Genomic DNA, 21,769 nt, shown 5'->3' on the forward strand with positions numbered 1-21,769 from the left:
TGATACGGTGAAAGTGAGAGTTCCATGTTGACCGGCTCCCTTGTGAGCGGCCTCGGTCTCGGGAGCATGTACGGGCTCATCGCCCTCGGCTTCCACGTGACCTACGCCGTCTCCGGTACGGTGAATTTCGCGCAAGGAAGCGCCGTCACCCTCGGCGCGGTGCTGGGCTACATGCTCGGCGTTACATTGGGCTGGCCGATGCCGTTGGCGGTGGCCGCAGCCCTGGCCGGCTGCGCGTTTCTCGGCATCGTGGTCGAGCGCATCCTGGTGCGCCCCTTCGTCGAGCGGAACTCGGATGCCTGGCTCCTTGCCACGGTGGCCGGGGGCGTGGTGCTCGACAACGTCATTCTGTTCACCTTTGGCAAGGAGCCGCGCAGCCTGCCCTCCCCGCTCGCGCGCAACCCGGTCGATTTCTTCGGCACCGGGATCTACCCACTGCAGATCGTGATCCCGGTTGTCGGACTCGCCGTCGCCTTCGCCATCCACACGGTGTTCCGCCGGACAGATCTCGGCCGCGTTCTGCTTGCGGTGGCGCAGAATGCCGACGCCGCGCGGCTGATGGGCATCGACGTGCGTCGCACGGTGGCCTGCGCCTTCGCGCTCTCCGCCCTGCTCGCTGGCGCGGCTGGCCTCCTCATCGCCCCGCTGTTCTCGGTCTCGGCCGAGATGGGCACCCTGTTCGGCATCAAGGCCTTCGCCGTCGCCATTCTCGGCGGGATCGGCTCCGCCACCGGCGTGGTCCTGGCCGGTCTGCTCTACGGCGTGGTCGAGGCTCTGGTCACCGGATATCTCGGCTCCGGCTACACCCAGATCGTGGTGTTTTCGGTGATCATCCTCGCGCTGGCTTTGCGCCCCGACGGCCTTCTCGGCCGGGCCGCCGTGAACAAGGTCTGAGCCGATGCGCGCCGGAAGCTCCGCCCTGCCCCTCGCCATTCTCGCCCTCACCGTCGCGGGGATCGGCCTCGTGGCCGCCACCGACGGCTACAGCCATTTCATCATCGCCCTCTTGGCGTTGACGACGCTGGCCGGAACGGGGCTGAACGTCCTCCTCGGCCTTACCGGCCTGATCTCCTTCGGCCATGCCGGTTTCTACGCGATCGGCGCCTATGCGAGCGCCATCCTGACCCTTTCCGGGGTGAGCTTCTGGCTGGCGCTCCCCGCCGCCGGCCTGCTCTCCGGGGTTCTCGGCGGCGTGCTCGCGATCCCCGCCATGCGGGTCAAGGGCCCCTACCTCGCCATGGTGACGATCGCCTTCGGCTTCATCGTCGAGCATGGCCTGATCGAGGGCGGTGCGCTCACCGGCGGCCAGAACGGCCTCGTCATCGCCACGGGCCCGACGCTGTTCGGATTGCCGTTCCTCGAGCGCGAACTCGCGATCCTGTCGATACTCGGTGCCGGCCTCGCCCTCTACGGCTTCCATCGCCTCGCGCGCAGCCGCCTCGGCCTCGCCATGCGGGCGGTGCGGGACGCGGATGTCGCCGCCGCCTCCCTCGGCTTCGATCCGGTGCGGGTGAAGACCCTGGCCTTCATGATCTCGGCGGCACTGACCGGTCTCGCCGGGGCGGTGCTGCCGCCGTTGATGCTGTTCATCGCGCCGAGTTCGTTCCCGTTCACCCAGTCGATCCTGTTCGTGCTCTCGGTGGTGGTGGGCGGTGCCGGCACGGTGCTGGGGCCGCTCTTCGGTGCCCTCGTCACCGTGCTCCTGCCGGAGACCCTCTCGGCTCTCGCCGAATACCGCCTGCTGTTCTTCGGCCTCGCGACGCTGGTGGTCCTGTGGCTGGTGCCGGCCGGCATCGTCGGGAGCCTCGCCCGGCTCCTGCCGCGCCGCGTTTCCGAGACAGTGCCACGCGTCGGGGGAGACGTTGCCACCTATCTCGCGCAGCGGTCGCCCGAAGCGCTCTCGGTGGAGGGGATCGGCATCAGCTTCGGCGGCATCAAGGCTGCGGAGGGCGTCTCGGTGAACGCCGCCCCTGGCGCCGTCACGAGCATTATCGGCCCGAACGGCGCCGGCAAGACCACCGTGCTCAACATGGTCTCGGGCTTCTATCGTCCCGGTGCCGGGGCGATCCGGCTGATGGGGCAAGATCGCCCAAATGAAGATCTCCCGGGCCAAGATCCCGTCGGCAAAGATCTCGCCGGTCTGCCGGCCCACCGTATCGCCCGCGCCGGCATTGCCCGGACCTACCAGACCACGCGGCTGTTCGGTTCACTGTCGGTCATCGACAACGTGGCCCTCGCCATTGCCCCCGGGCGTCTGTTCCGAGCAGGCGCGAGAAGCGATGTCGCCGCCTCTACCGCCCTCCTCGCCTTCGTCGGCTATACCGGGTCCCTCCACCGGCCCGCCGCCGAGTTGCCCCATGTGGATCGCCGCCTCGTCGAAATCGCGCGGGCGCTGGCCGGTCAGCCGCGCGTCCTTCTGCTCGACGAGCCGGCAGCGGGCCTCACTCGCGCCGATACCGACCGTTTGGGTGGTCTCCTGCGCCGCATCGCCGATTGCGGTATCGTGGTGGTTCTCGTCGAGCACGACATGCCCCTCGTCATGGGCATCTCGGACCATATCCTCGTCATGGATGCCGGCCGGCCCATCGCGCGGGGGGACGCCGCCGCGGTACGGGCCGATCCCGCCGTCCTGCGGGCCTATCTCGGTGGTGCCGATACCCCTGCCCGGCCGCGCCCGTCCCCTTGGAAAGGTCCCGCCGACGCGGTTCTCTCGGCTCTCGACCTGACCGCGGGTTATGGCGCCGCACCGGTCCTGGACCGGCTGTCGCTGGATGTCCGTCCCGGCGAGACCGTCGCGCTCCTCGGCGCGAACGGGGCGGGAAAATCCACCGCCATGCGTGCGTTGAGCGGTCTCCTCCGCCCGGTAGAGGGCGCGGTGATCCTGGAGGACCGTGCCATCGCCGGCCTACCGGCCCATGCCATTGCCCGCCTCGGCCTCGCCCTCGTGCCTGAAGGCAGGCAGGTCTTCCCGGAACTCTCCGTGATGGAGAACCTCCGGCTCGGCGCGCATGGACGCAAGGCCCCGATCGATCCGAGTGAGATCGAGGCCCTGCTCGGCCGGTTTCCCCGCCTTCGCGACCGGGCAACGAGCCGGGCCGGGCTACTTTCGGGCGGCGAACAGCAGATGCTGGCCATCGCTCGCGGAATTATGGCGCAGCCGCGCATCCTCCTCCTCGACGAACCCTCGCTCGGGCTCGCCCCGTCCATGATCAACGCCCTCTACGCCGTCGTGGCCGAGTTGCGCGACCAGGGCGTGACCATCCTCATCGTCGACCAGATGGCCGCACTGGCCTTGACCGTGGCGGATCGCGGCTACGTGCTGGAACAGGGCCGCGTCGTCGCCTCGGGCTCGGCGGCGGAACTCTCCGCCGATGGGACCCTTGCCGCGGCTTATCTCGGTGCCGCCTGACAATTCGAGGGAATGAGATCGATCATGGAGCGCGATGCATTGACGGATGCACCGAAACACCACGGCCGCTACCGCTATAGCGCCCTGCCCGATCGTCCCGTCTACGACTGGCCGGGGGGGAAGCGCCTCGCGGTCTATGTCGCGCTCAATCTCGAGACTTTCGATTTCGGATCGGGCCTCGGCGCCGAACTGGCCCCCGGCGGTCCCCAGCCGGACGTGCTGAACTATGCTTGGCGCGACTGGGGCAATCGCGTCGGCGCCTGGCGGATGAAAGCGCTGTTCGACGAGCTTTGCCTTCCCGCCAGCGTCCTCGCCAACAGCCGGATCTACGAGGATTGCCCCGGTCTGATCGAGGCTTTCCGGGCACGCGGCGACGAGATCGTCGGGCATGGCCGCACCAATGCAGAGCGACAGGGCAGCCTCGACGAGGATGCCGAACGCGCCCTCATCGCCGAAGCCACGTCCATCCTGACTCGGGAGGAAGGCAAGGCCCCCACCGGATGGCTCGGTCCCTGGATCTCGCAGTCTCGCGTGACGCCGGACCTCCTGGCCGAGGCGGGATACCGCTATCTTCTCGATTGGGCCCATGACGACCAGCCGATCTGGTTCTCCACACGCGGAGGCGGGCGCATCCTCTCGGTGCCGTATCCCCAGGAACTCAATGACATCCCCGCTATCGTGGCGAGGAAAGATTCCGCGCGGGACTTCGCCGATATGATCGTCGATGGCTTCGACGAGATGCTGCTGCAATCGGAGCGAGCCCCGCTTGTCATGGGGATTGCCCTGCACCCCTATATCGTCGGTCAGCCGCATCGGCTGCGGCCGCTTCGGGCGGCGCTTGCCCACATCGCCTCCCACCGCGACGAAATCTGGCTCACCACCGCTGGAGCCATCGCCGACCATGTGACGAGCCAGGCGGGACCGGAGCGGGGATAGCGCCACCTCTTCGCATGTTGCTCCGACCCAGAGCGCCCGCGGGGTTTGTTCCGTCAGTAAGCGATATGGCCATTAAAGGGTGGAAGGCGCGCAAGGCTTGCGCCATATAGGGGACATGACCGAAACATCGACATACCCCTACACCCTGGAAATCCTCAGCCCCCGCACCGAGGGCGCGACCTACCAATGGGCCATTCGCAAGGGTGGCAAGCTGGTTCAGCGCTCGGACCGAAGCCTGACCAGCGAGGCCAAGGCCCGCGAGAACGGTCTCGCTCAGATCGAGAAGCTCCTATCGGGCTTTGGCGAGCGATAAGCTCGGTTTTCTTCGGTTCCGCACTCGGATAGCGGCCGGTCCTGGTTGAACGCCGGACCGCCGCTAAGACCGTATCGCCGGAACGTGACGTGGGGGCGGGCCTCCCCAATTGGCTTCGGCCGATGGGATATATGGCATCGTGGTTGACGCCTTAGCCCTTCCACGAACGGCCGAACTCCTTCCTGACTAGCATGGCCGCAGCGACCTAATCCGAATGGGTCCTGCAAGCCGCTTTGCAAATTGCGTTGGCATATTATATCCCAGTATGTGTCTCTGACGCCGATTGCTGGGAGGTCGCTCGATGGTGAAGCTGGTGCAACCCGATCGTCCAATCTGGCCTCCTTTTCCGGACGAGCCCGATGAGATGCCTCCTTCGAGAGAGGATGGGCTTCAGGGTGGAACGCCAAGCGAACGGATACCGCAGGCGGAACCTGGATATAGCCATGCGACCGAACGTAAGGAGCTTGCTCGACCCGCCATCTTGCCGGGTTCATAGCCGGCTGCCTACATAGGTCTTGAGCTGTGGCGAGTGTGATAGGCTGCAAAGCATGAAACTGATCGCCCTCACGTAGGTTGACGTCTCAGAGATTCACTTGTGAATTCTGGGACGTTTCATGACGAAGATCGCCACTTCCTTCTTTGCGGTGATGCTGACTGCGTCCGCTCCCGCCTTGGCGCAATCGACAGGGCCGGCGGAAATCAAGCAACCCGGCCCGGCACGTATGACAACGCCAGGGACCACCGGCGCACCGGTGGTGAAGCCGGGGGGCATCGATAACGGCGGTCCAGGCTCTATTGGAACCGAGGCGTATGGTGCCGTAGGCGCAGAAAGCCGTTCGAATAACTCGGGTGCTGCGGGCAACGCCAACAAGCCTGAAGTCGCGATCCCCAACACGGGCGGTGGTGGCGGACGATAGACCGCGCTTTGGACGTACTCACACAACCGTATTAGTGCTAGTCAGTTGCTCGTACCGACGGTATAGATTCGGGCTTTCGTGGAACGAGGGCATTATATCGGCGGATATGACTTGGCTTATACGATAATATCAGCTCAACATTAGATTTTATTCATTCGAGTAATGAAAATTATAACGCTACGGGTGTGATGAATTCGTGGCCTGTATGGCATTCACGCAATCCGGTATTTGCATTTGGGCGGAAGCCGCTCCGCTTAATCGACCGTAGACCAGTTATCAGACGATCGACCGGCCCGCGCGAGGAGGGCACCATCGCGAGCCGGTCGATGTACCGCGCATTCACCGGGTGAATGCGCGATGTCGGCATGCCCGAAGCGGCCGGGCATGATTGATGTGTCCTGCTACGATGCGGCCGGGTGAGCCATCGAGGTCGCGCCAACAGTCGTCCGGTCCTTGTCCGGAACTCGCTTCACGCGGAACCAGAGGGCATAGAGCGCGGGGAGGAACAGCAGGGTCAGAAGCGTCCCGACACCGACGCCTCCGATGAGGACGTAAGCCAGCGCCCCCCAGAACACCGAATGGGTGAGCGGGATGAAAGCGAGCATGGCGGCGGCTGCGGTCAGGATGACGGGGCGGGCGCGCCGCACCGTCGATTCGACGATGGCATCGTAATCCGACAGGCCGGCTTCACGGTCGTGGTGAATCTGGTCCACCAGAATGAGCGTATTGCGCATCAGGATGCCGGACAGGGCGATCAACCCCAGGATGGCGTTGAAGCCGAAGGGCTGGTGAAAAATCAGCAGAGTCGGCGCCGCACCGACCAAGCCCAGCGGGGCGGTGGCGAAAACCATGAACATGGCCGCGAACGAACGCACCTGAATCATGATGACCGTGAGGGTCACGATCAACATGATCGGGAAAACCGCCACGAGCGACATCATCGCCTTCGCGCTTTCCTCGACCGCGCCGGCTGTGTCGATGCGGTAGCCCGGGGGTAGCTTGGCCTTGATCGGATCGAGCAGGGGCGCGACCTGAGCGTGGATGTCCGGTGGCTGCTTTCCGTCGATCACGTCGCCCTGGACGCGGATATAGGTCTCGCGATTGTAGCGCTTCAGGACTGCATCCTCGCTGGTGCTCTCGAGCCGGGCGACTTGGGACACGGGCACTTGGTGGCCGTCCTTCGTTGCCAGCGTCAGGTCACCGATCTCGCCGAGTGAGCGCCGCTCCGGGCCGGGGCTGCGCAGCAGCACATCGACCGAGCGCAGGTTCTCGCGCACCTGCGTGGCGGGGGTGCCGTTGAGATAATTCTGCAGCTGCTGGCCTGCCTCCTTCGGGGTCAGCCCGATCAGGCGCAGTCGCTCCTGGTCGAAGGCGAGCCTCAGATTGGGGGTCTTGTCGCCCCAGTCCAGATGAACCAGGCGCAGGTTCGGGTTGGCCGCCATGACCTCTCGGATCTCGGCTGCGATGCCACGGATCACGTCGAGATCAGGACCGACGACCCGGAAGGCCACGGGGAAGCGGATGGGGGGGCCGAACACGATCTGCAGCACGCGCACCCGCGCCTCGGGGAAGCGGCCCTCTTCCACAAGTTTGCGGACTCTGCCGCGTAGGACGTCGCGGGTCGCCGCATCGGCGGTCTGCACCACGATTTGGGCGAAGGCCGGATCTGGCAGTTCGGGATCGAAAGAGAGCACGAAGCGGGGCATGCCCTGGCCGATATAGCTCGTGATCTCCCCAGCCTCAGACAGTTCGCGTACGGCCGCTTCGATCCGCTTGACGCTGGCCTCGGTGGTGGCGAAAGCCGATCCCGCCGGCAGGGTCACCTCGACGATGAGTTCGGGGCGCTCGGAATTCGGAAAGAACTGCTGTTCGACCTTCCCCATGGCGACCACCGCGAGCGCGAACAGACCTACCGTGATGCCGGCTGCCATCCATTTGTGGTCGACCGACATCCGCACGACGCGGCGTAGGCGCTGGTAGTTTTTCGTGGCGTAGATGGCCTCGTGGCCGCCTTCCACTTTCTTGATGTTCGGCAGAAGCTTGACGCCGAGATACGGCGTGAAAGTCACGGCGACGATCCAGGAAATGATCAGCGAGAATGCTACGACCCAGAAGATGTCACCGGCATACTCCCCGGCGGTGGAAGCGGCGAAGCCCACCGGCAGGAAGCCCGCGATGGTGACAAGCGTGCCCGTCAGCATCGGCGCGGCGGTGGCGCTCCAGGCATAGGTCGCGGCCTCGATCCGGTCGGCGCCTTCCTCCATGCGCACCACCATCATCTCGATGGCGATGATGGCGTCATCGACGAGTAGCCCGAGCGAAATGATGAGGGCGCCCAGTGTGATGCGGTCGAAGTCGCGGCCCGTCACCATCATGACGACGAACACCGCCGAGAGGGTGAGCGGCACGGCGAGCGCCACGACGATGCCGACCCGGAAGCCGAGCGCCACAAGGGAGACGAAGATCACCACGCCGAGGGCCGTGAAGAACTTGACCATGAATTCATGGATGGCGTCGTCGATGACCTTGGCCTGGTCGGTGATCTTGGTGAATGTGATGCCCACCGGCGTCTCGTGATGGATCGCCACCTCCTCGGCATTGAGGGCCGCGCCGAGGTTCAGGCCATTGAAGCCAGGCTTCATCACGAGGCCGAGCATGAGCGCCGGTTCGCCGTCGTTGCGGATCTCGAAGGTCTCCGGGTCTTCGTAGCCGCGCTTGACCTCGGCGATATCGCCGAGCTTGAGACTGCGGTCCCCGGCCGCAACGGGGAGGTTTCGGATCGCGTCGAGTCCGTCGATGGCGCCGTCCAGGCGCAGGTAGACGCGTGGACCCACCGCCTCGACGAAGCCTGCCGGTGTGACGTCGTTCTGATTGGCCAGCGCCGCCAGCACTTGCTGGCCGGTGATTCCGAGGGTGGCGAGGCGCTGATACGAGATTTCGACGAAGATCTTCTGGGCCTGCTCGCCAAGGATATTGATCTTCTCGACGCCGGGGACGCGCAGCAGGCGCTGGCGCATATCCTCGGCCCGTAGCACCAGCTGCCGGTGTGGAAGACCCTTTGCCTGCACCGCGTAGAGGGCGAAATAGATGTCGGAGAATTCGTCGTTGAACAGCGGCCCAAGCACGCCACGTGGCAGGCTGGAGGCCTGATCGGAAAGCTTCTTCCTGGCCTGATAGAACTCCGATTGGAGCTTGGCCGGCGGCATGTTGTCCTTGAAAATGACCTTGGTCATCATCAGGCCGGGCCGGACTGTCGTCTCGGCGCGATCGTAGTAGACGAGTTCCTGCAGGCGCTTTTCGAGCGGGTCGGCGACCTGACGCTGCATTTCCTCGGCGGTGGCGCCGGGCCAGGCCGCCGAAACCGTCATCACCTTGACGGTGAAAGCCGGATCTTCTCCGCGCCCGAGCTTTTCGAACGCGAAGAAGCCGGCACCCGTTAGAGCAATGAGGAGAAAGAGCGTGACCGCTCGTTCTCGGACCGCAAGTGCTGAAAGGTTGAAGCCGCTCACCGCACGACTCCCGGCATGCTCGCCGGGGCCGGCCTGACCTTCTGGTCGGGCTTCAGAAGATGAGCACCCAGCGCCACGATGCGGTCACCCGCACTCAGGCCCGCGACGATGTCCGCGCGCTCCTCGCCCATACGAGCGACCTTCACGACTTGAGGCCGCACTGTTTCGGTGGCTGCGTCGTAGCGCCAGACGGAGGTACCTTGGCCTTGGTCGAATAGCGCGCCAAGCGGAACTTCCACCGCGGCGGCACGGCCGGCACTCAAGGTCTTGAGCAGCAGGGTCACGGTCGCGCCGAGTGGCGCGGTCTCGCCGCCGCCCGACAGAATGTAGCGCGCGCGGTAGGTGCGCGTGGCGGGGTCGGCGGTTGCCGAGAGTTCACGTAGCCGCGCGGGATAGGTGCTCTCGCCTTCGGCGTAGAGGGTGGCCGAGGCTTCGCCTTGCGCGGCACGCCGGCTGCCCTCCGGCAGGAACACTTCTGCCTCGCGCGCGCCATCGCGTGCCAGTTTCACCACCGTCTGCCCGGCGGCGACCACCTGACCGGGCTCCGAGGGGACCTCCATCACGACCCCGTCGGCATCGGCCTGCAACTCGGCATAGCCGGCCTGGTTGGCGATCTGGCTCGCTTGGGCTTCGGCATTGGCGAATTGCGCGATGGCGGCGTCGGCCGCGCCTTTGTTCTGATCGTAGGTCTGTTTCGAGGTCCAGCCGTCTGAGACGAGTTTTCGGCTGCGCTCCTCGTCGGCTTTGGCCTTGATCATCTGAGCGCGGGCAGCCTCGACGGAGGCGCGGGCGGCGTTGAGCGCGAGGCTGAAATCGGTCCGGTCCAGGCGCATCAGAGGCTGGCTGCGCGTCACCCGGTCACCCGGATCGACGAGACGTTCGAAGATCTTACCTCCGACGCGGAAGCCGAGATTGCTCTCGGTGCGAGCCCGGATCACCCCCGTGTAGCGGGCCATCCCGCTGCCGGTGCGCACGACCTCCACGGTCTGGACCAAGGGCGGCTGAGGTGACACGGCGGTCTCGGCCGGCGAGCATGCCGTCAGGGCAAGCCCGATCATCCCGAGCGCAATCCTCGCATCCATTACGCATTTCCCCGTCGGCGACTCATCACCAATAAAATGATGAGTAACATATATTTTGCCAAAGAGAAGCGTCAAGATGCGTCGCTGTGGAGCGCGCCCTGTCTGAGGACGTCGCTCTCGGCCTATCGGGGGGAAAGGCGGCTCTGCCGGTACTGAAGGCCGCGGCGGTTAGAGTTTCGTCGTCTCCGCCCGCATTGTGATCGGGCCGCCAGGGACTCACAGCGAAAATCTTAGAACACGGGCAACGGCATGAGCCGATGCTGGGTCAGGCCGCACACAGAGGCCGCGCGACTCCCATTTTCCACGAAACAGCTGGCGCCGAGGCCGGAAAATAGGGTCAGCCCCGCATGGGGCGGGCTTGCAGGATGGCAGCCAGCACGAAGGGGCGCTTCATCAGGGGGCCGGCATTGCCCCGGTTCACGAAATCATTCGCGCCGGGATGCCGTCGCACGGCTTTTCCCAGATCGAGACGGTAGCCTTCCTTGAAAACGAAAGGCGGCGCCATCGAATTTGCAAGAAACACTTCGACGGCAGCCGCCACTTCCTCTTGGGAAATCAAATTCAGGTCGCACAGGGCGGCTGTCGTCAGCTTTTCGGTCATTCCGAATGGTAGAGCCGCGCCGCTTTCCCGGCAACCATTAGCGCACTCAGTGCGGCGGCATTCTTCATTGGGCAAGCCAAGCCTGACGGTGCAAGCTCGGGCGCATGATATCAGCCTCGGCCCACCACGTGCACAACCGCGACGCGGGGATAGGACACGGCCAGAAAGCTGTAGTTTGACAGGGGTTTAATGGTTGATGGCGGAGGGAGCGGGATTCGAACCCGCGATACCGTTTCCGGTATACACACTTTCCAGGCGTGCGCCTTCAACCACTCGGCCACCCCTCCAGTCTCACACGTCGATGCCAGCCAAAGAGGCGGCGGCGATGCGCGAGTGGCGTGCTGTACAAGCCGCGTTCTCGGCGTGCAAGGGACCAGAGCACCGATCGGGTGAGGAAACGTCCGATTTCGCGATTGCTCCGGTGTACCTGTGTCTCAATGGCACCGGGCGGGCGCATCGGAACGCGGCATGCGTTGCGCCATGCGAGGGGGGCTTAGACCGCCATGCGGCGGGTTTTGCGCGATTAGGCGCATGGCGCATCGCGGGGGCTCGAGCGTGGCCTGTCATTGCCGGTTCCATTGTCGAGCGCGGGGATAAGACCGAGCGGTTCGTTCGGTCGTCGGCGCGCTTCGGCAGGCCCGGATGAACAGACCGTGTCCTGCCGTTTGCTGATGTCCCTTCCGTTGAAGGTCCGTTCCGGTTTGCCCGTCCAGCTAAGGCTCGAGGGGCGTGGTTCACCGAGCATTCCATGGACGGGCGCGTCGGCCTGTAAGATGCCTTCCCAGATAGACTAGTTGGATAGTAGCTCTCCGGTTTCTAGTACTTTTTATGCAATTGCAGCATCACTTCGCGTCTGGTTTCTAGAAACGGCAGATTGCGACGAGATCATGGCGAGTTTTCGTCATGCATCGACCTGAACGTTGCGATGCAGCGAGGGGCGGGACATGCCTTCTATCAAGTATACGTACGGCGTTGAATTCGATCCTAACGCGAGCCTTGCGATATCGATATCGAACGCGATCTATGACGATGACGGCGCAAAGTACAAATTTCGCGGGCAGATCAACAACGATCCGTATGGCAATGTGATTGCCCAGCTCTATAATGGCATCAACAATCTGTCGGAAGATTATATCCTTGAACAATATAAAGTCAGTTTCAACATAAATTTCTCCGATACTACTGGAAATGTGACGCTGAATGGGCATGATTTCGATGACATCATTCAGGGCGGCGTGGGAGACGACATTCTTCGCGGTGGTGCGGGCGACGACACGATACGCGGCATGGGCGGTGCCGACACCTTCTGGGGCGGTGACGGCGACGACCGCCTCGTCGTAAGGGAGGCGGGCGCGAGCGTTCACGGCGATGCCGGCATGGACAAACTGTTCCTGCAGGGAGGAGACAGTTTCGTCTTCACTGACGATACGCTGCAGAATGTCGAGATCATTCATCTCGGTGCGGGCTCCGAATTGGACCTCTCCGCCGTCACGGCGGGCGTGACCATCATCCAGACCAGCAAGATCGGAACTCCCGGCACGATCGTCGGCACTCAGGATGCCGACACGATCATCGCAGGTGGTGGATACGTCTCTATCAGGGGCGGCGACGGCGACGATGTTCTCAAAGGGACGACCGGATTGCCCAGCTTCGCCGGAGAGGGTGGGAACGATGTCATCACCCTCGGCATGCGGGGCGGCTACGCAACCGGGGGCGAAGGCGATGACGTACTTGTCGGAAGCTCCGTGGCATCGAGCGCACTACACGGCGATTCCGGCAACGATCGCATCAAGGCCGGTGCGGGTGGAGCGACGATCGGGGGCGGCGCGGATGCCGACAAGCTGTTCGCCAATTCGGGAGAGGACCTGTTCGTCTTCACCGCCGGCTTTGGCCGCGACAACCTCTATGGCCTCGATGTCGAGAACGATCGCATCGCTGTGGCCATCGCGGGTGTGGAGTCCGGCGATCTCATGTTCCGTTCGATGAATGGCGGGCAGGATACGCTGGTGACGTTCCGCGGCGTCGAGAGCAGCAACAAGATCATCCTGCACGACGTCCACGTCGCGGACCTCAAAATGGCCCAGGACGACCTGTTCCTCTTTGGTGCGTGACGGCGAGACTGGCCGCGAGATCCCCGCCCCACCGGACGGCTCCGTCCCGAGCCGTCGACCCGCCCGGCTCAGGCTGCGGCGGGTTTCCGGCTTCGCCCGAATGCGCCGAGCATGAGAAGAGTCGGGGATGGCTTTGGACGGGTCCATGGGCCGGGCCTCCGGAGGCTTCGATCTGCGGGGTGAAAGCATCACGGAAGCCCCGTCGTTTCTCGCAGGTCATGAATGACACTTTGGCACCATGATAAACATAGGTGTATGTATTTCCGCGCAAATCCTTAAATTGTGCTTAGTATTCATTAGATTTGGAACATGGAGGATGAGTAATTATTGACCGCCGTCAGTAACGGAGAATGCCTATGTCGAACATTCGCTTGCTCGCACTCGTCGCTCTACTCGGCATGGTCCCGGTCGGGACCGCAACAGCCCAGCAGGGCACAGGATCGCCGGGCGCCAGCGGGGCTCCTACGGGGGCCGAAGGTCAGAAGGTAGAGACCGGCAAGGAGATGACGGGCGGCGAGCGCGGCGGCGGATCGGGAAATACCGGAGTCCCCGGTGGCTCCCCGGCAGCCGATGGCAACAAGACGCAGGATAGCCGGACCACCAAGACCCGCGATCGCTGATCTGCCCCTGCCTCGTTCTAGCCGGAGCGCTCCGCGCCGAAGCGGGTTCCGGTTCGGCGAAAAAGAGCGCGGCACGAGGAAGGCCTGGAGATGTGCCCCGGCCCGACGTGGTCGGGCGCATCTCTCGGCGGATCACTCCGCGCCCGGCAATCGATGCTTTCGGCGCCGTATTAGAGGCGGCCGAGAGCGCTCTCTTCTGGAAGCGAGCCTCCCTCCCCTCCTAGCGCCCCTCCCCTCAAGCCGGTTCGGTCGCCAACGAGCCGGATTTGGTGGTGGCAGTCCTCAAAAATTAACTCTTCGCTAACCCTGAGCCCGGCAATTCTTGCCGGGTCCACGTGGGACGTGAAGGGTGTCGAGTATGAGCGAGACGGGCGCCGCCGCGCCGGCTCAGGGGCCGGGTCTGGGGCAGTTCGCGAGTTTCGCGATGCCCAACCGCGCCAACCTCACCGCTCTGTCGAAGCGCACCGACCTGTTCTTCGCCACGGCGGTGATGGGCATCCTCACGGTGCTCATCTTCCCGCTGCCGGCGTTCCTGCTCGACCTGCTGCTGGCCGTCTCGATCATCATCTCGGTCATCATCATGATGACGGGCCTGTTCATCGACAACCCGCTCGAATTCACCGTCTTCCCGACCCTGCTCCTCGTCGCGACCCTGTTGCGGCTGGCCCTGAACCTCGCCTCGACGCGCCTCATCCTCGGCCATGGCCACGAGGGAACGGCGGCTGCAGGCCACGTCATCGAAGCCTTCGGCAACTTCGTGATGGGCGGCAACTTCGTCATCGGCATCATCGTGTTCGCGATTCTCATCATCGTAAACTTCGTCGTCATCACCAAGGGTTCGGGCCGTATCGCGGAAGTCGCGGCCCGCTTCACCCTCGACGCGATGCCCGGCAAGCAGATGGCGATCGATGCCGATCTCTCGGCCGGTCTCATCGACGAGAAGGTGGCGAAGGCCCGGCGCGCCGCGCTGGAGGAAGAATCCTCCTTCTTCGGTGCCATGGACGGTGCCTCGAAATTCGTGCGCGGAGACGCCATCGCCGCGCTGCTCATCACCTTCATCAACGTCATCGGCGGCATCATCATCGGCGTGGCCCAGCAGGGCATGCCCTTCGGTGCCGCCGCGAAGACCTACACGCTGCTCACCATCGGTGACGGCCTCGCCAGCCAGGTTCCGGCCCTCATCGTCTCGACGGCGGCCGGTATCCTCGTCTCGAAGGCGGGCGTGAAGGGATCGGCCGACAAGGCGCTCGGCAAGCAGCTCGCCAACTACCCGAAGGCGCTCGGCATGTCGTCGGGCGTGATGGTTCTGCTCTCGCTGCTGCCGGGCATGCCGATGCTGCCCTTCCTCGCCCTCGCCGGCGCTTCGGGCTACGCCGCATGGCACTTCGCCAAGGTCGCCCGCGAGGCCCCGCCCCTCGATTCCGACGGTGCACCGATGGACGCCACCGCCGTGGCCGCCGCCCAGGCCGCCAAGGAGGAGACGGTGACCGATCTCCTCAAGCTCGACGATCTGAAACTGGAAATGGGCTACGCGCTCCTCGCCCTCGTCAACGGGCAGGAGGGCCAGGACCGCCTGACGGACCAGATCAAGGCCCTGCGCCGCCAGCTCGCGGCGGAACTCGGCTTCGTCATGCCCTCGGTCCGCATCCTCGACAACGTCCAGCTCGATTCCAACGCCTATGTGGTCCGGGTGAAGGAGATCGAGGCCGGCACGGGTCAGATCTTCCCCGGTCAGTTCATGGCGATGGACCCGATGGGCGGACAGGTGCAGCTGCCCGGGCAACACATGCTGGAGCCGACTTTCGGCCTGCCCGCCACCTGGATCGACGCCTCCCTGCGCGATCAGGCGCAGCTCAAGGGCTACACCGTGGTGGATGCGGCCACCGTGGTCTCGACCCATCTCACCGAGATCATCAAGGCGCATGTCTCCGAGCTTCTCAACCATGTGGAGGTGCAGAAGCTGCTGAAGGAGCTCTCGAAGGACCACGCCGACCTCGTCAAGGAGGTGGTGCCCTCGCAGATCGGCACCACGGGCATCCAGCGCGTGCTGCAATACCTCCTCGCCGAGCGGGTCTCGATCCGCGATCTCGGCTCCATCGTGGAAGGCATCGCCGAGGTGGCGGGCCATGTGAAGAATCCGCGCGACATCGTCGAGCATGTCCGCGCCCGTCTCGGCCGCCAGATCTGCGCGCAGTACCAGGGGCATGACGGCATGCTGCCCATCATCACCCTCTCGCCGCTCTGGGAGCAGACGTTCCTCGAATCCATCGCCGGGGAGCGCGACGAGCGCTACCTCGCGATGCAGCCCTCCAAGCTGTCGGAATTCGTCAACACGGTGCGCGACCGCTTCGAACAGGCCGCGCGGATGGGCGAGATGCCTGTCCTCGTCACCTCGGCTCAGGCTCGGCCTTTCGTGCGCTCGATCATCGAACGCTTCCGCCGCGAGACGGCCGTCATGAGCCAGGCGGAGATCCACCCGCGCGCCCGGCTGCGGACGGTGGGGTCGGTCTAAGGCCGGGATCCGGAATCACGGTGAGGGTCCGCCTGACCGTATCGCGGCGCTCTAAAGGCTCCTTGAGCCGTTTTCCCAAAGCTCTGCCTCATCCTGAGGTGCCGCGTAGCGGCCTCGAAGGAGACGTCCAGAGATCGCGCGACCACTGGAGGTCTCCTTCGAGGCCTTCGCTGCGCTTCGTTACCTCATGACGAGGTGAGCTGATTGGATGATGGACCTTGGCACAGGTACCCGATGGGACATCCGAACGACCGGATTCTCAGAGCGGCTTCTTCTCCAGCCGCTTCTCGATCCTGTTCGGATCGATGCCCGGAGCGACGACGGGGGGAGCGGGCACGGCGGAGGCCGGCGGCGCTTTCGCGAGGTCGGCCAGGCGTGAGCGCTCGTAGAGCAGGACGACCACCACCGAGATGAGCGCCGGGATCCAGAAATAGAACACCCGGAACACGATGACGGCCGCGATGATCGCGTCCTTCTGGCCGGGATCGGTGATCTGCATCGCCGTGATGAAGACGAGTTCGAAGACGCCGAGCCCGCCCGGGGCGTTCGAGACCAGGGCGACGGAGAACGAGGCGAGGAAGATGGCGATGACCGCGATCGGGCCGGGATTCACCGCTTCCGGCAAGGCGAAATACAGGATGCCGGCGGCGCCGAGCAGTTCGAGGGGGGCCGCCAGGAGCTGGCGTCCCATGATCGCCGGGCGCGGATATTCGAGCTTGAACTTGCGGATGTGGAGCGGCGGAAGGCGCAGGATCGACCCGGCGACGTAGAGCGCGACGAAGGCCAGAAGGCCGATTCCGACGATGAGGGCGGTCTTCGGGTCGGTGAGGAAGCCCGGCAGGATGCCCTTGAGCCGCGAGAGCAGCTGCGGCTCGACCACCAGGACGACACCGCCGAGGAGCACCGTTCCGAGGAAGAAGGTGAAGGAGCAGAGAGCCACCAGCACCGCCACCTGGGCGGCCGAAAGGCCCTTGGCCGTATAGGCCCGGTAGCGGACCAGGGCGCCGGAGAAGACCGAGGCACCGATATTATGGGACAGCGCGTAGGTGGTGAACGAGCACACCGCCACGAAGAACCAAGAGATGCCGCGCACCCCCAGATGCAGCAGCGCGATCCGATCGTACCAGGCCAGGGCCGCATAGGCGACGAGGGTGGAAAGCCCGGCCAGCACCATGCGATGCGGCGGAATGGCGACGATGGCCGCCCATACCGCCGCCATCGAGGTCGTCTTCAGCTCCTGGTAGAGAAAGTAACCGGAGATGGCGATCGCCAGGATGCCGATGAGCGGCCAGGCGAAATCCTTGATTGTCTTCATCACGAACCGGTCATGCCCCCACAGCCCAGCCTACCTGCACGACCGCGAGGAGCATCGCAAGCGAGACGGCCGGCCCAGGCATTACCCGGACAGATGTCATGTGAACATGACGACTTCGTGCCGCCCGCCGCGCCTCTCGTTCAGGCGCGGATGCGGGAGAGGCCGATACTGTCCATGGCCGCCTGATCGCGGGCCGCCTCGGCGACGCGTTCCGCCGTGCGCTCGCGATCCTCGAGGATCTCGATCTTCTTGAGCTCCTCGAACGCCTCGCCGAGCTCGGCCTTGGCGTCCGTGAGCTGGCCTTCCAGGGCGAGCGCGGATTGGCGCATGTTGTCCCGGCGGGTCGCGGCGGCGCGGGCATAGGTCGGATAGGCGAAATGGCCGGTGTCGGTGATGCCGGCGCGGCCTTCCTCGTAGGCGACCTCGCGGTCGAGCTCGGACGCCATCCGGTTGAAATCGGCCATCATCATCTCGATTTGCGTCACCCGCCGACGCTTCTCGTCGACCTGGAAGCGGCGCAGCCGGATCAACGTGTCACGCGATTTCATATTGAGGGTCCCATTCCACGCCACGCACGAAAGGCCGGCGCCGTCGGCGCCGGAGACGAGAGAGAAGACGTTCCGGACGTCACTCAGGCGCCGCCGACGATCGCTGCCAACCGTTGGTAACCCTCGCCTATCGAGGTTGCTTCTTCCTTACTCTGACCCAGAAAAGCCTCGATACTTGGCATCAACCCGACGGCTTCGTCCACTTCCGCCGACGCGCCGGCCCTGTAGGCACCGAGTCTGATGAGTTCCTCCATGTCGGCATAGGTGGAAAGGATGCGCCGGGCGCGCCTCACGGTCGGCAGATGGGCAGGGTCGCAGGAGCGCGGCATGGTCCGCGAGACGGAGCGCAGGACGTTGATGGCCGGATAGCGCCCCCGCTCGGCGATGCCGCGCTCCATCACGATATGCCCGTCGAGGATGCCGCGCACCGCATCGGCAACGGGCTCGTTATGGTCGTCGCCCTCCACCAGCACGGTGAAGAGGCCCGAGATCGCGCCCTGCCCCGTGCCGGGTCCGGCCCGCTCCAGCAGGCGCGGCAATTCGCTGAACACCGTCGGCGTGTAGCCCTTGGCGGTGGGCGGCTCGCCCGCGGCGAGGCCGATATCGCGCTGGGCCATGGCGAATCGGGTGATCGAATCGATCATGCAGAGAACCTGCGCGCCCTGATCGCGAAAGTACTCGGCCATGGCCAGGGTGACGTAGGCCGCGTTGCGCCGCATGAGGGCCGGCTCGTCCGACGTCGCCACCACCACCACCGAACGGGCGAGGCCGGCGGGGCCGAGATCGTCCTGGAGGAATTCCTGCACCTCGCGCCCGCGCTCGCCCACGAGGCCGATCACCGCCACATCCGCCGCCGTGTAGCGGGCGAGCATGGAGAGGAGGACGGACTTGCCGACCCCGGAGCCGGCGAAGATGCCCATGCGCTGGCCGGCGCACATGGTGATGAAGGTGTTGATGCAGCGGATGCCGAGATCCAGCGGCGGGCCGACTCTCCGCCTTGCATGGGCCGGCGGCGGATCGGCGCGAAGGGGGTAGATGGCCGGGCCGGGCGGCAGCGGGCCGAGCCCGTCCACGGGACGTCCGAGGGCGTCGATGGTCCGCCCGAGCCAGCCGGCGGAGGGGCGGATCGCGCCGGCGGCCTCGTCGCGCACCATGGCCGGACAGCCGCGCCGAACGCCTTCGAGCGAGCCGAACGGCATGGCCAGCGCCCGGTCGCCCTGAAACCCGATGATCTCGCAGGGGACGGCGCCGCCGCCATGCTCCACCATGATGTCCAGGCGCCCGCCGAGCCGCATGGCAGCGACCGGCCCGGCGACCTCCACCAGCAGGCCCTTGATCGCCACGACGCGACCGAAGGTCTCCAGGGTCTGGATGCCCGCGAGCGCAGCCTGGGCCGCAGCGAGATTCAGCGTGGGAGAAACGCGGGGTCGGTCCGTCATATGCGCGTCTCTCAACGATTCATTTACCTCCCTCCTTAACACTGCGTACATCGGGCTTGAAGCGGTCCGTCGTCATTCATGAACGGACTTTCGTTCGTTCAGGCTGCGATGCATCGCTTGGGCGTGTCAGTTGAGATACATCTGCCGACGAAGGCAAATCTATCAAGTGCTTAGCTGAATGTTTTCGTGTAATGCTTCCGCCGGCCCCTCACCTCTCGGGGCCGGATCGCCGATCGGTCGCAGCATCATTTTCGGAAACGTTCAATTCTGTGCTTGCCACCGAGAATCAGGTTTTGTTAACGATTAACCATTAGCGTTTCACGTCTATGACGAGGGAGCGTCTGCCACGGGCCGGTGGTGGACGAATGGCGGGGGCTTGCCCGAACGCTGAATACGGCCGGCTGGGCTGGGGACCGACGATGCGGGTACTTCTGATCGAAGACGACAGCGCGACCGCGCAGAGCATCGAACTGATGCTCAAGTCGGAGAGCTTCAACACCTACACGACGGATCTCGGCGAGGAAGGTATCGACCTCGGCAAGCTCTACGACTACGACATCATTCTTCTCGACCTGAACCTCCCCGACATGTCGGGTTACGAGGTGCTGCGCAATCTGCGTGTGGCGAAGGTCAAGACGCCGATCCTGATCCTCTCCGGCATGGCCGGCATCGAGGACAAGGTGAAGGGCCTTGGCTTCGGAGCTGACGATTACCTCACCAAGCCCTTCCACAAGGACGAGCTGGTCGCCCGCATCCATGCGATCGTCCGCCGCTCGAAGGGCCATGCCCAGTCGGTCATCACCACCGGCGACCTAATCGTGAATCTCGATCAGAAGACCGTCGAGGTCACCGGCAGCCGGGTCCATCTCACCGGCAAAGAATATCAGATGCTGGAGCTTCTCTCGCTGCGGAAGGGCACGACCCTCACGAAAGAGATGTTCCTCAACCATCTCTACGGCGGCATGGACGAGCCCGAGCTCAAGATCATCGACGTCTTCATCTGCAAGCTGCGTAAGAAGCTGGCCAACGCCTCCTCCGGCAAGAACTACATCGAGACCGTCTGGGGACGCGGCTACGTCCTTCGCGAGCCGAACGAAGGCGAAGAGCGGATCGCCGTCTGATCCCCCTCGCTTCGGAACTCGGAAAAAAAGGCCTCGCGTGAGCGGGGCTTTTTTGTTGGGCCATGGTCCAGCGAGTCGAGAAGCGGGCGATTCCAGAGCTGGTTCGGCACGCGTTCGGGTGAGCTGGGCCTCGATACGGAGGGCGCCCCTCCCCCCTGTTCGTATCGGTTCGGCAAGGACAAACGCCAGCGGCGCGCCCTGCCTACGACAGGGACTGAAAGTGGCGGCACTTACGCCGATCAGCAGAATACCCGAGGCTCGGGCGATCCCTTGGGCATCGCGGCTGCCGAGAATCACCCTGTATGCGCGATCGATCCCGGCGCCTGGCGGCTCGGGCGCCGGGCGGTGGGGGAGGCTTTCGGGAAACGGCGTTCGAGAGGCATTTATGAGTCACCTGCCAGTCGAGCGGCTTGTTTTAAGCACGATGCGGACGAAGGCGACGGCGTTGAGATCGGCGGGCGTGCCGAAATAGCGTTCGTGATCCCTGGCGAGGCGGCGGAAGCGCGTCGCCCAGGCGAAGGAACGCTCCACGACCCGGCGTCGCGGCGGGAGAACGAAGCCGCGCTTGGCCTCCGGAGTTTGACGGCCTCCAGGGCGACGCTGTCCCCGGCGATGGCCTGCACGGCCTCGGCCAAATGCCCGACCCGGGCACGGTCGTCCGCACGGCGGGGGTGACGTGCAGGGCCGGGAGGTGGCCCAGGATGTCGACGGCCCGATGGACTTTCGAGCCCTTCTTGCGCTTGGCCCCATCGTAGCCGGCCCGCTCACCGCTCCCGGGCGTCGAGCGCAGGGTCCGACCGTGGAGGGTCGCCGCGCTCGGCTCAGGAGAACGCCCGGAGGCCAGACAATCTGTGCTGGGCCTGCCGGTAGGCGGACTCCCGGGGAGGGAGAGCATGGGGCAACCACCGCCACGACGCGCCTGTCTCGACGATTGAGCGCGGTCCGTTGGCAGTCCGTCGAATGCCGCGCGACGCGAAGACTCACGCGGTCGCGCATCCTCTCGCAGTAGCGTCAGGTAGGGCGCGACCCGCGACCATTCATCAACGGAAACGAAGGACGAGTAGGCTGGGCGCGAAGAGGTCATGCCGCCTCACCTGGTTCTCCATCGCCAGAGGTCCATCACAGCCTCTCTGTTCGAATGTTCGCCTTCGCGCTCGCGATAGCGCAGCCCGGCTTGAAGAAGCATGGCATCGCTGGAAACCCAGTGGAAGCGGTAAGCGATATCGATCCAATGCAGTCGACATAAAAATGCCTCAACGGTATTATTCGCTCAAGACAAAGGCACGTCGCGGCAATCAAGTTTAGAGACTAAAACAACATATTATATTATAAATTG

At 64.7% G+C, this 21,769-nt stretch carries 15 protein-coding genes, 1 tRNA gene and 1 pseudogene; 9 read left to right on the forward strand and 8 right to left on the reverse strand.

The features are described 5' to 3' along the window. The first annotated feature begins 24 nt into the window (after window positions 1–24). The 5 genes from ACYQML_RS22425 to ACYQML_RS22445 all read left to right on the forward strand — a co-directional run bounded on the left by ACYQML_RS22425 (window position 25) and on the right by ACYQML_RS22445 (window position 5,575). A complete protein-coding gene (locus ACYQML_RS22425; protein ID WP_461222824.1) occupies window positions 25–894 on the forward strand; it encodes a branched-chain amino acid ABC transporter permease in 870 nt (289 codons plus the stop codon). Between the two features lie 4 nt (window positions 895–898). After that, window positions 899–3,409: a branched-chain amino acid ABC transporter ATP-binding protein/permease gene (locus ACYQML_RS22430; RefSeq protein WP_461222823.1), complete on the forward strand. Its 2,511-nt coding sequence runs from the start codon at window positions 899–901 to the stop codon at window positions 3,407–3,409. A 24-nt stretch (window positions 3,410–3,433) separates the two neighbouring features. Continuing rightward, on the forward strand, window positions 3,434–4,345 hold the full coding sequence (locus tag ACYQML_RS22435) for a polysaccharide deacetylase family protein (RefSeq protein ID WP_461222822.1): 912 nt from the start codon (window positions 3,434–3,436) through the stop codon (window positions 4,343–4,345). Between the two features lie 115 nt (window positions 4,346–4,460). After that, entirely contained in the window at window positions 4,461–4,658 is a 198-nt protein-coding gene (locus tag ACYQML_RS22440; protein WP_018042694.1) for a hypothetical protein, read from the forward strand. 614 nt (window positions 4,659–5,272) lie between these two features. Next, a complete protein-coding gene (locus tag ACYQML_RS22445) occupies window positions 5,273–5,575 on the forward strand; it encodes a hypothetical protein (RefSeq protein WP_461222820.1) in 303 nt (100 codons plus the stop codon). A 401-nt stretch (window positions 5,576–5,976) separates the two neighbouring features. Here ACYQML_RS22445 and ACYQML_RS22450 read toward each other — a convergent pair whose 3' ends face one another. The 4 genes from ACYQML_RS22450 to ACYQML_RS22465 form a co-directional block, all read right to left on the reverse strand. Next, window positions 5,977–9,084 carry an efflux RND transporter permease subunit gene (locus tag ACYQML_RS22450; RefSeq protein WP_461234091.1) on the reverse strand — a complete coding sequence of 1,036 codons (3,108 nt, stop codon included), beginning with the start codon at window positions 9,082–9,084 and terminating at the stop codon, window positions 5,977–5,979. Continuing rightward, window positions 9,081–10,166 carry an efflux RND transporter periplasmic adaptor subunit gene (locus ACYQML_RS22455; RefSeq protein WP_461234092.1) on the reverse strand — a complete coding sequence of 362 codons (1,086 nt, stop codon included), beginning with the start codon at window positions 10,164–10,166 and terminating at the stop codon, window positions 9,081–9,083. Before ACYQML_RS22455 ends, ACYQML_RS22450 begins: the two co-directional genes overlap by 4 nt. A 337-nt stretch (window positions 10,167–10,503) precedes the next feature. Continuing rightward, window positions 10,504–10,767, reverse strand: coding sequence for a hypothetical protein (locus tag ACYQML_RS22460; protein ID WP_056432548.1), 264 nt, complete (start codon window positions 10,765–10,767; stop codon window positions 10,504–10,506). Window positions 10,768–10,964: 197 nt separating this feature from the next. Next, window positions 10,965–11,054 (reverse strand) — tRNA-Ser (locus ACYQML_RS22465). Between the two features lie 657 nt (window positions 11,055–11,711). On the opposite strand from ACYQML_RS22465, the gene ACYQML_RS22470 reads away from it, so the two are divergent. From ACYQML_RS22470 to flhA, 3 genes are all read left to right on the forward strand, one after another. Continuing rightward, window positions 11,712–12,878: a calcium-binding protein gene (locus tag ACYQML_RS22470; RefSeq protein WP_461222769.1), complete on the forward strand. Its 1,167-nt coding sequence runs from the start codon at window positions 11,712–11,714 to the stop codon at window positions 12,876–12,878. Between the two features lie 356 nt (window positions 12,879–13,234). Further along, on the forward strand, window positions 13,235–13,498 hold the full coding sequence (locus ACYQML_RS22475; protein WP_056424916.1) for a hypothetical protein: 264 nt from the start codon (window positions 13,235–13,237) through the stop codon (window positions 13,496–13,498). A gap of 358 nt (window positions 13,499–13,856) precedes the next feature. Then, window positions 13,857–16,010, forward strand: a complete 2,154-nt coding sequence (flhA, locus tag ACYQML_RS22480) for a flagellar biosynthesis protein FlhA (RefSeq protein ID WP_311274912.1) — start codon at window positions 13,857–13,859, stop codon at window positions 16,008–16,010. A gap of 259 nt (window positions 16,011–16,269) precedes the next feature. Here the strand turns inward: flhA and ACYQML_RS22485 are convergent, their stop codons facing one another. From ACYQML_RS22485 to fliI, 3 genes are all read right to left on the reverse strand, one after another. Next, entirely contained in the window at window positions 16,270–17,325 is a 1,056-nt protein-coding gene (locus ACYQML_RS22485) for a lysylphosphatidylglycerol synthase domain-containing protein (protein ID WP_056424910.1), read from the reverse strand. Window positions 17,326–17,465: 140 nt separating this feature from the next. Beyond that, window positions 17,466–17,873, reverse strand: a complete 408-nt coding sequence (fliJ, locus tag ACYQML_RS22490; RefSeq protein ID WP_461222768.1) for a flagellar export protein FliJ — start codon at window positions 17,871–17,873, stop codon at window positions 17,466–17,468. Between the two features lie 83 nt (window positions 17,874–17,956). Then, window positions 17,957–19,312 carry a flagellar protein export ATPase FliI gene (fliI, locus tag ACYQML_RS22495; protein WP_461222766.1) on the reverse strand — a complete coding sequence of 452 codons (1,356 nt, stop codon included), beginning with the start codon at window positions 19,310–19,312 and terminating at the stop codon, window positions 17,957–17,959. Between the two features lie 419 nt (window positions 19,313–19,731). Here fliI and ctrA point away from each other — a divergent pair, with 419 nt between their 5' ends. Beyond that, on the forward strand, window positions 19,732–20,433 hold the full coding sequence (ctrA, locus tag ACYQML_RS22500) for a response regulator transcription factor CtrA (RefSeq protein ID WP_018042682.1): 702 nt from the start codon (window positions 19,732–19,734) through the stop codon (window positions 20,431–20,433). A 390-nt stretch (window positions 20,434–20,823) separates the two neighbouring features. On the opposite strand, the pseudogene ACYQML_RS22505 reads toward ctrA, so the two are convergent. Then, a pseudogene (locus ACYQML_RS22505) lies at window positions 20,824–21,517 on the reverse strand (transposase). Window positions 21,518–21,769 lie beyond the last annotated feature (252 nt).

This window comes from Methylobacterium sp. CM6244 (assembly GCF_054817885.1).

Excerpts from the sequence above, each read along its gene's own strand:
- ACYQML_RS22470 (WP_461222769.1), top strand. The coding sequence starts at position 11,712 with ATGCCTTCTATCAAGTATACGTACGGCGTTGAATTCGATCCTAACGCG.
- ACYQML_RS22445 (WP_461222820.1), top strand. The coding sequence starts at position 5,273 with ATGACGAAGATCGCCACTTCCTTCTTTGCGGTGATGCTGACTGCGTCC.
- ACYQML_RS22455 (WP_461234092.1), bottom strand. The coding sequence starts at position 10,166 with ATGGATGCGAGGATTGCGCTCGGGATGATCGGGCTTGCCCTGACGGCA.
- ACYQML_RS22440 (WP_018042694.1), top strand. The coding sequence starts at position 4,461 with ATGACCGAAACATCGACATACCCCTACACCCTGGAAATCCTCAGCCCC.
- fliI (WP_461222766.1), bottom strand. The coding sequence starts at position 19,312 with ATGACGGACCGACCCCGCGTTTCTCCCACGCTGAATCTCGCTGCGGCC.
- ACYQML_RS22430 (WP_461222823.1), top strand. The coding sequence starts at position 899 with ATGCGCGCCGGAAGCTCCGCCCTGCCCCTCGCCATTCTCGCCCTCACC.
- ACYQML_RS22425 (WP_461222824.1), top strand. The coding sequence starts at position 25 with ATGTTGACCGGCTCCCTTGTGAGCGGCCTCGGTCTCGGGAGCATGTAC.
- ACYQML_RS22435 (WP_461222822.1), top strand. The coding sequence starts at position 3,434 with ATGGAGCGCGATGCATTGACGGATGCACCGAAACACCACGGCCGCTAC.
- ACYQML_RS22460 (WP_056432548.1), bottom strand. The coding sequence starts at position 10,767 with ATGACCGAAAAGCTGACGACAGCCGCCCTGTGCGACCTGAATTTGATT.
- ctrA (WP_018042682.1), top strand. The coding sequence starts at position 19,732 with ATGCGGGTACTTCTGATCGAAGACGACAGCGCGACCGCGCAGAGCATC.
- flhA (WP_311274912.1), top strand. The coding sequence starts at position 13,857 with ATGAGCGAGACGGGCGCCGCCGCGCCGGCTCAGGGGCCGGGTCTGGGG.
- ACYQML_RS22475 (WP_056424916.1), top strand. The coding sequence starts at position 13,235 with ATGTCGAACATTCGCTTGCTCGCACTCGTCGCTCTACTCGGCATGGTC.
- ACYQML_RS22485 (WP_056424910.1), bottom strand. The coding sequence starts at position 17,325 with ATGAAGACAATCAAGGATTTCGCCTGGCCGCTCATCGGCATCCTGGCG.
- fliJ (WP_461222768.1), bottom strand. The coding sequence starts at position 17,873 with ATGAAATCGCGTGACACGTTGATCCGGCTGCGCCGCTTCCAGGTCGAC.